At 66.0% G+C, this 11,641-nt stretch carries 5 protein-coding genes and 1 pseudogene; 3 read left to right on the forward strand and 3 right to left on the reverse strand.

Going from position 1 to position 11,641, the window contains the following annotated elements:
* Window positions 1-1,648: 1,648 nt before the first annotated feature.
* The 3 genes from OG842_RS33185 to OG842_RS33195 all read left to right on the forward strand — a co-directional run bounded on the left by OG842_RS33185 (window position 1,649) and on the right by OG842_RS33195 (window position 8,558).
* Entirely contained in the window at window positions 1,649-5,881 is a 4,233-nt protein-coding gene (locus OG842_RS33185) for a LamG-like jellyroll fold domain-containing protein (RefSeq protein ID WP_266735636.1), read from the forward strand.
* 140 nt (window positions 5,882-6,021) lie between these two features.
* A complete protein-coding gene (locus OG842_RS33190) occupies window positions 6,022-7,287 on the forward strand; it encodes an IS701 family transposase (RefSeq protein ID WP_443063954.1) in 1,266 nt (421 codons plus the stop codon).
* A 149-nt stretch (window positions 7,288-7,436) separates the two neighbouring features.
* On the forward strand, window positions 7,437-8,558 hold the full coding sequence (locus OG842_RS33195) for an IS630 family transposase (RefSeq protein WP_266735634.1): 1,122 nt from the start codon (window positions 7,437-7,439) through the stop codon (window positions 8,556-8,558).
* Between the two features lie 24 nt (window positions 8,559-8,582).
* On the opposite strand, the pseudogene OG842_RS33200 reads toward OG842_RS33195, so the two are convergent.
* The 3 genes and pseudogenes from OG842_RS33200 to OG842_RS33210 all read right to left on the reverse strand — a co-directional run bounded on the left by OG842_RS33200 (window position 8,583) and on the right by OG842_RS33210 (window position 11,609).
* Window positions 8,583-9,810, reverse strand: a pseudogene (locus OG842_RS33200) (IS630 family transposase).
* A gap of 40 nt (window positions 9,811-9,850) precedes the next feature.
* The gene (locus OG842_RS33205) at window positions 9,851-10,756 is read right to left on the reverse strand and encodes a hypothetical protein (RefSeq protein WP_266735632.1); all 906 of its coding nucleotides are present in this window, start codon (window positions 10,754-10,756) and stop codon (window positions 9,851-9,853) included.
* A complete protein-coding gene (locus OG842_RS33210) occupies window positions 10,749-11,609 on the reverse strand; it encodes a tyrosine-type recombinase/integrase (protein ID WP_266735630.1) in 861 nt (286 codons plus the stop codon). The genes OG842_RS33205 and OG842_RS33210 overlap by 8 nt, the downstream gene beginning before the upstream one ends.
* Window positions 11,610-11,641 lie beyond the last annotated feature (32 nt).

Raw genomic sequence — 11,641 nt, forward strand, 5'->3', positions numbered from 1 at the left:
GCCGGGTCGGCAGCCTTTCAACGCCCCCTGGAACGGGCGAATTTCGCCAATGGATCCATGAAGTGTCCGCGTGAGGCATCCGGCACGGAAAGTCCTACGTGCATGGTCATGTCGGACCTGGATTTCAGTGCGACATCTGCCCAGGCGACGAGATCCTGGCAAGCACTGTCGCCAGTGTGGCCGTCTCTAGTGCCGTTGCGCGAGCCTCCCCCCCTCCCCCCAACCGCAGCCCCCGGCAGGCATCCGAGGCTGCGCTGTAAGGGGTCGCGCCGACCAGCATCCCCTGGACGTACAGCTTCAACTTCTTGGAAGCCGAGCTGCAGGCACTGACCAACTGCGTCCACTGCCTCAACTTCACCCCGTTCGCAGTACCTGCCATGGCCCGCACGGCTCTTGCGGTTGCCAATTGGGACGTGTCTTGATTGAAGGGCCAACGGTCACATGGCTTGGGGCAGTACAGGTCGGAGGTGAGGCTGCGACTGTCTGGCTGTGCGACGGTGATCACCGCTGCGTCTGGCGTCCACCACGATCCCGCCCACGCCGGCACCGAGCATCCGTCCTCAGCCGCGATGGCGGGCACGATCATCTCCACGAAATCAGCGACGCCATGGAACGACTCCGCCGTTCCGACGGTAGAACCCACGCCAACCCCCCGAGGAGATGAAGATCCCCTGAGGAATGGGATCTTGCGGGACTCTATGTAGAGGACACGTGAATATCCAGAGGGATCTAGCGCACCTTCCTGTATGAAATGGGGCAAGGGGTGTGAGTCTCAGGGCACTTGCTTGTGTACGGGGTGCCGCGACACTGACTGCAGAGGGAGTGTGGGATCCGGAGGATGGGCGGTCTCACCAAGGCGATGAGCCGGATGCGGCGATCCATTGCATGCATGAGGGGGTCCCGTCGAAGCCGACGTTGAAGCGTCACGGTCCCGCCAGTACTGCGTCCTTCGGCCACGGTTATCCAGCGCAAGCAAGGAGAGCGGCAGTGCCTGGCTGCTGCAGACGTGCAACGTCGTCGAACGCTACTTCAACCGCCTGAAGCCGTGACGGGACGCCGCCACCCGGGCATTGCTGGCGATGTGGGCGCGCACTGCGGTGCCGACAGCTCCCGGCAGGGTTGGCGGAACTAAACGTACCCGGACGAGTGCGAGTTCGGCTCGCCGTGGCTCCGCGTGATCCCCTGCACCTTGGCGACAGTGAGCCCCCTGATTGCACGCGTGGCGCCACTCCTTGCGAGCCGTGGCGGACAATGTCCGCTGCTCCCCAGCAGGCGGGCTTACGCCAGCGTCACACCGCGACCAGCCCCCGGCCCGGTGCGCAAACGTCCCGTCACGCAGCCTGCAGGGCGATCAGGCAGTGCTACTCGCAGGGTAGTCACCGTCGCATCGCGACCAACTGGGTAAGCCCAAAGCTGGCAGTCGAGTGGAGCCGACTTCCTGGAAGCATATGTGGCACATGGCCCTGCCGCCCGTTCCACATCGGCTGGCAGCTTCTGACCGGTGCGCACATGCTGCGGCATGTGGCGATCTTGACCTGTACTCAATCAAGGGGTTGACTCTGCGCGTTTATGTGATTTCTGTGAGGTTGGGGTGGGATTAGTGAGTAGGGTGCAAGAGCACCGTGGTGTTCGTTTGCGGAGACGGGCGATGGGGCGGCGGGGGGCCGGGCCAGGGATACTGGCTTCTGGGCTGACCGTGGCTCTGACGGTGGGGCTGGTGCCAGCTGCGCTGCCAGCATTCGCCCAGTCATCCGGGCGAGTGTCCGCCGTGCAGGGCGATGGCGAGGGTAGTCCGGGAACACCGACGGCAGGTGAGGCACTCGCCGAAGCGAAACGTTCCGGCAAGAGTGTCGAGGTCACATCCCTGCGTGGGGAAAGCAGCGATGTCCACGCGACCCCCGACGGGAATCTGGAGGCGCGGGAGTATCTGCGGCCGGTACGGGCCCGGGTCGGCGGCGAGTGGAAGCCGGTCGACACGGAGCTGGCCAAGATGCCAGACGGCGCGGTTGCCCCGAAGGTGTCCACGGTGGGGCTGGAGTTCTCCGCAGGTGGGGACGCACCGCTGGTGCGGATGACCAGGGCGGGGCGTGAGCTTTCGCTGTCGTGGCCCGGCACCCTGCCCGCCCCGCAGCTGGAGGGGGCGACGGCTACCTACCGGGACGTACTCCCGGATGTGGATCTGCGCATGGGGGCGCAGGAGGACGGCTTTACTCAGCTGCTGGTGGTCAGGTCGGCCGAGGCGGCTGCCAGTGAGGAACTGGCGCAAGTGCGGATGAAGCTCGCCGCGGACGGCATGGACGTACAGGAGACCGCGCAGGGTGGTCTCCAGGCCGTCGATCACGGCGCCAAGAGCGCTGTGTTCGAGGCGCCCCAGCCTGTGATGTGGGACTCCAGCATCAGTGAGAGCGGAGCCACGGCCTCTGGCAAGCTGCGGTCGACCGCCGCGGATGCGAGCGGCGGTGAGCCCGCGGCCGGAGACTCGGCGAAGCTCGCACCGGTGGCTGTCACCGTTCCGGACGGTGGCAAGGAACTGGTTCTCACCCCGGACGCCGATGTACTCAAGGGCAAGGACACCACCTATCCGGTGTTCATCGATCCACAATGGTACTCGCCGCGGGCCTCGGCGTGGACAATGGCGTCGAAATACTGGGCGTCCTCGCCGCAGTGGAAGTTCAACGGCGAGTCGAACGCGGGCATGGGGTACTGCAATTGGTACTACTGCCAGCCGAACGACACCAAGAGGCTCTTCTACCGCATCCCGACATCGAAGTTCGCGGGCAAGTCGATCCTGTCGGCGGAATTCGTGGTGCGCAACGAGTGGTCGGCGTCCTGCTCGGCACGCGGTGTGCAGCTGTGGCGGACCAAGGACATCTCTTCCTCCACCACCTGGAACTCTCAGAACGCCACCGGCTTTTGGATCGACCACCTCAAGACGGAGTCGTTCGCGTACGGCTACACAGGTTGCTCCGCCAAGGACGCAGAGTTCGATGTGAAGTCCGCGGTACAGCAGGCCGCAAACGGCAAATGGCCGACGATGACGTTCGGGATGCAGGCATCCAGCGAGACCGATGCCAACGGCTGGAAGCGCTTCTCGGACAAGGCGTATCTGCGCGTGAAGTACAACCGCCCGCCGCCGCAGATCAAGATGTCGCAGTTGACCATGCAGTACGGCGGAGTCTGCAAGGCTCCCGCCAGCGCGGCACGGGTCCGCTCCTTGGGCCAGATCTACGCCAACGGCGTCACGGATCCGGACGGCGACCGTGTGTCCGTGCAATTTCAGGCCAAGTGGGACGGCGGGTCATGGAATCCGGCACGCACGACATCGAAGGAGTCTGGCCGGGACTTCTCGATCAGCCTGCCGTCGTCGATTCCGCAGAACAAGCAGGTGAGCTGGTACGCACGTGCCTATGACGGGGCGCAGTACTCGCCCTGGTCACACGCGGGCGATCCAACCGCCTGCTACTTCTACTACGACACTCAAGCGCCGAAGTCGCCGTCCATCAACTCAAATGAATACCCCGCCTCCGACCCCGCGGATCCCAACGACCCCTGGTACGACGGAATGGGACAGTACGGCACCTTCACCATGACGGCCGGCGACAGCCAGGTGACGAAATACTGGTACGACTTCAACGTCGAGCCGGGTGGCAAGAACACTCTCAGTACAACCAGCGGAGCGGCAAAGAGCATCAGCGCGTTGCCGCCACGTATCGGACTAAACACTCTGTACGTGTCGTCCCTGGACGCGGCGGGTAATCGGTCCGCGCCCACGGGGTACCGCTTCCGAGTCACATCGGGCCAACTTGAGCGCGCCGCCTGGCAATTCGACGAGAGCGCAGGTGCGAACCAGGCCAAGGGCGCCACCCCCGCCCGGGAGGCAGAGTTCCACGGCGGTGTGACTGCGGGTGCACCAGGCGTCGACAACGGCGCCGCACTGCACTTCAACGGCACCGATGCATACGCCTCCACCGATGTCCCCACAGTCAATACGGCCAATGGTTTCTCCGTCTCAACCTGGGTGAAGCTGGACAACATTCCCGACGGCGCAGCCGTCGTAGCCACTCAGCCAGGGAACAACAGCCCCGGATTCGAAATGTACTACTCCAAGGGCTACGACCGATGGGTCTTCAACCAGTACACCGCAGACACCGCCGACGCCGGCATCGCCCGAGCCATGGCCCCAACCGCCGGCGATGCAATCGCCGACAAGTGGACCCACCTGGTAGGCGTGTACTCCGGCGGCGCAAAAGAACTGCGTCTGTACGTGAACGGTGCGCTTGCAGGCTCCACCCCGTACACCACCGCGTGGAACGCGCGACGAGGCCTCCAGATCGGCGCGGCCAACCTGCGGGGCACCGTGACGAACTACTTCCCCGGAAGCATCGACGACGTGCGGATCTTCGACAAGCCGGTCAGCGCCACCGAAGTGACCCAGCTGTACCAGCATCAGCCGATCGGCAACGGCCGCACCGCCCGTCTGGTGTTTTCCCTGGACGAGCCCGCCGGTGCCACCAAGGTCTCGGGCTACGCCGACACCCAGCCCCTCACCTTCCAGGGCGGGGCCACCACGGGTGACAAAGGGATCAGCGGCAACGCCCTGACTCTGGACGGTGTTGACGACTTCGGCAAGACTGCCGCCCCACACACAGACACCGAACGCAGCTTCTCCGTCTCCGCCTGGGTAAAAATGCCCGCCACCAAACCCAACCACGCGGCGATCATCGCCGCACAAGCCGGAACCCAGAAACCTGGATTCGAGCTCTACTACTCCTCTGCCTACGACCGGTGGGCGTTCAACCAGTACTCCTCCGACACCGCAGACGCCACGCCGGTCCGGGCCATGCAAGCCGAGGGCGTAAAGGCCCAGGCTGGCCAATGGGTCCACCTGGTCGGTGTCCACGACAAAGTCGCCGACACGCTCACGCTCTACGTCAACGGCACCAAAGCCGGCTCGGTCAAGCTCGGCGGCGCCTGGTACGCAGGCGGCCCCGTGCAGGTGGGCGCAGGCCGGTACGGCACCGACGTGACCAGCTACTTCCCAGGCCAGATCGATGACGTCCGCATCTTCGACCGGCCACTGGCAGCCGACGAAGTACTCCAGATGGGCAAGCAACGCCCGGAATTGAAGAACCGCTGGATGTTCGAGGAAACCAGCACAACAACCCCGGCCACCACACCTGACGACGCAGCGAGCAAGAAGCCACTGACCCTGCACGGCGGAGCTAAGATCGGCTCAGGATGGATCGACTTCGGTGGCCTGGAGCTCAACGGCAAGGACGCATACGCGGCCACCGACGCCCTGTCCGTCGACACCAGCGGCAGTTTCACCGTCACCGCCTGGGCACAGGCCGCCGCGACCCCCGATCACCCGATCGCGCTGCTCAGCGCGGAGGGAGCCAAACGCAGCGCCTTTGAAGTGAGCTTCCAACCTGATGTCGCCAACCCTGAGGGTTTGGGGCGTTGGGAACTGACTTTGCCGGACAAGGACGCAGCGGACGCCAACGTCACCCAAGTCAGCAGCTCTGAATTCGATGACGTGCGGGACTGGAACCATCTTGCGGTCGTCTACGACGGCTTCACCAAGGAAGTCCGGCTCTACGTCAATGGCATCCTGCAGGAAGTGGCGTGCGGCGACGCGGACGGTAATGGCGAAGCGGACGACACCGCATGCAAGGACCTGATCGCTCGGGCCGACAACGTCCTGACCTTCAAGGCCAGTGGAGCCTTGCAGGTGGGCCGGGCCAGCAGCAACCCACAGGCGTATTTCGCTGGCGTGGTTGATGATGTATGGACGTTCCAGGGTGCCCTGAACGACAGCCAGGTCAGCGAGATGGCTGGGGCCCTCTTCGGCCTCCCCACGGATGTGCCCGCCGGCAGCTGAAGCACCAAGGGTGCCCGGTGATCCGCCGGGCACCCCGCCCAGACATTGCGCCCGTTCAGCCTGAACCATTCCTAGTAGTGCTTGGTCATGTGCGGTCTGCGATGGCGTGTCTTCTTGATGGGTCGTGTCGTTGACAGGACGTGCTGAGTGGGGAGTTGGCTGCGGTCCGGTGTGATCTGGAGGACTTCGCGGCGGAGATGTTCGAGCCGTTCGCGCGAGCGGATCAGCGTCGGTGGGGTGGGGTCTATCTGCGGGGCCTGCTGCTGGACGGCGGGCGCAAGTCGGTGGAACCGATGGCCGCCCGCCTGGGCGAAGACGGGAACCGGCAGGCGCTGGCCCACTTCATCACCTCCAGCCCGTGGGATGCGGCGCATGTGCGGGCCCGTCTGGCCTGGCGTATGCAGCCGGTCGTCAAGCCCACCGCGTTGATCATCGATGACACCGGGTTCCTCAAGGACGGGGATGCGTCGGCGTGTGTGACCCGGCAGTACACCGGCACTGCGGGCAAGGTCACCAACTGCCAGGCCGGGGTGTCGCTGCACCTGGCTTCCAACGGCGCCTCGGCGGCGGTGAACTGGCGTCTGTTCCTGCCCGGGAGCTGGGATCCCGCCTCGCCGAAGGCCGATCAGGCCAAAGTGGCCCGCCGTGGCAAGTGCGCCATCCCTGCCCAGGTGGGCCATGTCGAGAAGTGGCAGCTGGCCCTCGACATGATCGACGAGACGCGGTCCTGGGGCATCGAGGTGCCCCAGGTCATCGCCGACGGCGGCTACGGTGACACCGCCGCCTTCCGGCTCGGCCTGGAAGAACGCGGTCTCGATTACGTGGTGGGCATCTCGACCTCGACCACCGCACAGCCCGAGGACGCACAGCCGTCTGCCCCGGCCTGCACAGGCCGGGGCAGACGGCCGGTTCCTGCCTACCCCGAGCCGGCCCGGAGGGTGAAGAGCCTGGTCATCGCGGCCGGAAAGTCTTCCGCGCGGCCGGTGCAGTGGAGGGAGGGATCACGGCCGGGCAGTGGCCGCAGCGGGCACAAACGCATGTACTCGCGCTTCGTGGCCCTGCGGATCCGGCCCGCCGGACGCGAGATCCGCAAGGCCACGGCCGCCACCGAGCTTCCGGTCCGCTGGTTGCTGGCCGAATGGCCCGCCGACCAGGACGAGCCCGTGCAGTTCTGGCTCTCCAACCTGCCCGCAACCACCCCGTTGCCCGTCCTCGTGCGCACCGCGAAGCTCCGCTGGCGCATCGAGAACGACTACCGCGAGATGAAACAGGCCCTGGGCCTGGCCCACTTCGAAGGCCGAACCTGGCCAGGCTGGCACCACCACGTCACCCTCGTCTCGGTCGCCCACGCCTTCTGCACCCTGCAGCGACTGAGCCGATCCCCAAAAGAGACGGCGTCGGCCTGAGCCTCTACCGAGTCGTCCACGAGCTGCAGATACTCCTCGCGATCTGGACCGGCGCCTGCCCCACCTGTCACCGCAACATGCCAGACCCCGCACCAACATGACCAAGCACTACTAGTGTCCTGCGCCGGAGATCCGTCGTTAGTTCCTGTATGAGTGTTTCTGCGAGTGCGCCGGGACCGCGTCGTGGTCCGAAGCTGGAACCGTTGTTGTTGTCCGTTGACGAGCGTGCGGTGTTGGAGCGTTGGGCCCGGCGGGCGACGTCTGCGCAGGCGGTGGCGTTACGGGCGCGGATCGTGCTGGCGTGTGCAGGTCCTGACGTTCCGCCGATTGTTGTGGTGGCTCGGGATCTTCGGGTAGCGGCGGATACGGTCCGCAAGTGGCGTCGGCGGTTCCTGGCCGGCCGGCTGGACGGGTTGGTGGACGAGCCCCGGCCGGGCCGGCCGCCCACCATCAGCGTCGATCGGGTGGAGGCGGTCGTGGTCAGCACGCTGGAGGAAATGCCGAAGAACGCCACCCACTGGTCGCGCAAGTCGATGGCCGACCGCAGTGGGCTGTCGAAGTCGACCGTGGGCCGGATCTGGCGGAAGTTCCATCTCAAGCCTCATCTGACGGACACGTTCAAACTGTCGTCGGACCCGTTGTTCGTGGAGAAGGTCTACGACGTGGTCGGGCTGTACTTCAATCCGCCCGAAGGGGCGGTGGTGCTGTCGGTGGACGAGAAGTCGCAGATCCAGGCGCTGGACCGGTCCCAGCCGGTGCTGCCGATGATGCCGGGCATGCCCGAGCGTCGCACCCCCGACTACATCCGTAACGGTCTGACCACCCTCTTCGCGGCCTTCGACGTCGCGACCGGCGAAGTCATCACCTCACTGCACCGTCGACACCGGGCAGCGGAGTTCAAGAAGTTCCTCATCAAGATCGAAAAGGAGGTTCCTGGGCACCTCCAGGTCCACCTGATCTGCGACAACTATGGCACCCACAAGACACCGGCCATCAAGGCATGGCTGGCCAAACACCCCCGATTCCACCTGCGCTTCACCCCCACCGGTTCGTCCTGGATCAACCAGGTGGAGAGATGGTTCGGCTTCCTCGCCGACCAGAAGATCCGCCGCGGATCCCACAAAAGCGTGCGTTCCCTGGAAGCCGACATCCGAGCCTGGGTCAAGGAATGGAACGAAAACCCAACACCGTTCACCTGGACAAAGACGGCCGAAGAGATCCTCGACTCACTGGCCCGCTTCTGCCAACGGATCTCCGGCGCGGGACACTAGTGTGATGCGCCAGAAAAGGCGATCTTAAGTCTGCCGCTGGTTTTCGGTGCTGGGTGGGCTGATTTTGGTGAGGTAGTCGGCGAGGGACTTGAGGATCTCGTCGGCGGTCTTGGTCCAGGTGAACGGCTTCGGGTTCTCGTTCCAGGTGTCGATCCAGGCGGTGATGTCCTTCTCCAGGGCTGTCACGGAGGTGTGGACGCCGCGGCGGATGAGTTTGTCAGTCAGCAGGCCGAACCACCGCTCGACCTGGTCCGATGGGCACGGCCTTGTCGATCCGGATCAGGAACTTCTTGAACTCGATGGCGCGGTGGCGGCGGTGCCGTTCCGATATGACGGTGCCGTCGGCGATGTTGAAGGCGGCGAACAGGCTGGTGATCCCGTGCCGGTAGTAGTCGTGGGTGCGGCGTTCGGGCATGCCCGGCATCATCGGCAGTACCGGCTGCGAGCGGTCCAGTGCCTGGATCTGGCTCTTTTCATCGACGCAGAGAACCACCGCCTTCTCTGGCGGCTGGTGGTAGAGGCCGACGACGTCGACGACCTTGGCGACGAACTGCGGGTCGGTGGACAGTTTGAAGGAGTCCTGCAGGTGGGGCTTGAGGTCGAACTTCTTCCAGATCCGCCCGACGGTCGATTTCGACAGCCCGCTGTGCTTCGCCATCGAGGCACGCGACCAGTGCGTGTCCTTGCCCGGGACGGACTCCAGAGTCGCCACGAGTACGTCCTCGACCTGGTCGAGCAGGACCGAGGGCGGCCTGCCGGGGCGGGGCTCGTCCGTCAGTCCGTCCAGACGCAGGGTGATGAACCTGGAGCGCCAGCGGTTCACCGTCGCGTGGGCGATGCCGAGTTCGGCCGCGACCTCCTTGTTCGTCCCGCCCTCCGCACACCGCAGCACGATCTTCGCGCGCAGTGCCAGGAACTGCGCGGTCTTCGCCCGCCGCGCCCAGCGCGTCAGCTCCGCACGCTCGGCTTCGCTGAGCACCAGGTCCGGCTTGCGCCGCCCCGGCCGCGGCTCATCCACCAAGCCCGCCAGCCGCCGGGCCACGAACCGCGAACGCCACTTGCGCACCGTCTCCACGGACACCCCACAGTCTGCCGCCACAGCGGTATTTGACGCCCCGTCCGCACAGGCCAGGATGATCCGCGCCCGCTCCGCCACACGGGCCGGCACCCCGCCACCCGCCCAGCGCAGCAACTCCGCACGCTCCTCAGCGGACAGCACGACTTCGACAGCACGAGGGCCTCGATGCGACATAAAAACAGCCTACAGACTTAAGACCGGCTTTTCTGGCGCATCACACTAGGGAGGCGTAGTCAGTGTCGGACTTGCGGCGGTGGAAGTAGTCGAGCAGGAGCCGACGGACGCTCTGATTGCGGATGGTGTGGCGGTCGACGAGTTCCTCGAGCGTGAGCTGGCCACGGTGCAGGGCCTGACGCAGGGTGGCGGGTGTGCTGGGTGGGAGGTGGCCCATGGCGTGCAGGACGTTCCAGGCAGCATGCCCGGCGAACACGTTGGCGTCCTTCTTGCCGGGCCGCAGAACAGCCTTCGCCGTGCGCGAGGTGTGGGCGTGGTGGAGCAGGGCCGCCGGGGTGAGGTCGGCGAAGCCGATGCCCTGGACCGCGAGCAGGCAGCACACGTCGAAGAGCGCTTCGCGTTTGTGGGGCCAGGAGAAGTCATGGTGAGCGACCTGGGCGGCGTACTTCTCCAGCAGGGGATCGTTCTGGGCAGCGATGAACTGGTCGGGGAATCCGTTGAAGTTGTGCTTCTTCATCACCAGCAGCGTCGGCTGGACGACACGGAGGCAGAACAGCGCCCTGACGCCGACGCTGTACTTCTGCCTGGTCCGGTTGGTGCCCAGATCAGCGGCAGTGATCTCGCCGCGGCCCAGGGGGCTGGCATCCCAGCGCTGTTGCCAGGTGCCGCCCTCGAACCCGCCCAGGTAGGCCAGGATGCGCCGGGTGGAGGCCCGGTGCTGTTCGGCGGTCCGTGCGGCGGCTGTCGGCGGGGCTTCGTACGCGAGTTGGCCGATGAGCTGTGGTGTGGCGACGGACAGATCCCCGAAGGGGCGCGGCACGATGGTCGCCAAGGCCGGTTGGGCCTCGATCCGGTTGGAGGCGGAGTTGCTGGCGAAGGCCGGCTCGTCTCCGGTGTGGGTGTGGCGGCGGCTGACTCCGGTGGTGAGACGGACGAGATCAGGCACCAAACACCGCCTCGATGTCCGCGGCGGCGTAGCCCGCGGGGTAGTGCCGGGCCGGTCGGGGCGTGGCGTAGTGCTCGGTGAGTTTGTCGAAGAGTTCCTCGACGTGGACGGCCAGATAGCGGTTGGTGGTCTGGATGTCGGCGTGCCGCATGATCGTCTGGACTTCCGGGAGCGTGAGCTTTCCACGGTTGGCCATGCGGTAGGCGGCGGTGTGCCGCAGATCGTGCAGGGACCAGTTCGTTCCCAGCAGCGTGTTCGCCCGCTGCATGACTCGGCGCATGGCCCAGTAGCTCAGCGGACGCTCGGGGCCTCGGCGGGCCCGCCAGACCGGTTCGCCATCGACGGGTGCGCCGGCTGCGTCGAGGTAGAGGGCCAGGCGGAACAGGCCCTGCGGGGAGACCGGGACTGCCTCCCTGGCCCGGGTGCCCTTGGTGATCACGTAGATCCGCTGGCCGGACCAGTCGATGTCGCCGACGGCGATACCGAGGAGTTCCTTGGCGCGGGCGCCGCTGGAGACAAAGATCTCCAGCAGTGCCCGGTCACGGTCGCAGTTCATCGCGGCGAACAGTTCGTCCCACAGCCGGTCGGGAATCGACCGCGGCGGACGGTCGGGCACCCGCTGCCGCAGCCGGGCCCGGCCCACCACCGGCGTGGGCTCCAGCGGGCTGCGGTGCCCCAGCGCGCGGCGCCGCTGAGCCGAGTGCGGCACAGGGTTGACGACCGGGCCGCGGCCCTGATGCGCGTGGAACTCGTAGAACCCGCTGATCACCGTCAGAGCGTGGTTGATGGTACGCGGCGCGTATCCGGCGCCCAGGGATGCTTTGCCCGTGCGGAGATTGACTGTCCCGGCCACCGGAGCATCGGCCAGGTGCCGCTGACGCTGCG

Origin of the sequence: Streptomyces sp. NBC_00376, assembly GCF_036077095.1 — a bacterium.
In the GTDB taxonomy this organism is placed as follows: domain Bacteria; phylum Actinomycetota; class Actinomycetes; order Streptomycetales; family Streptomycetaceae; genus Streptomyces.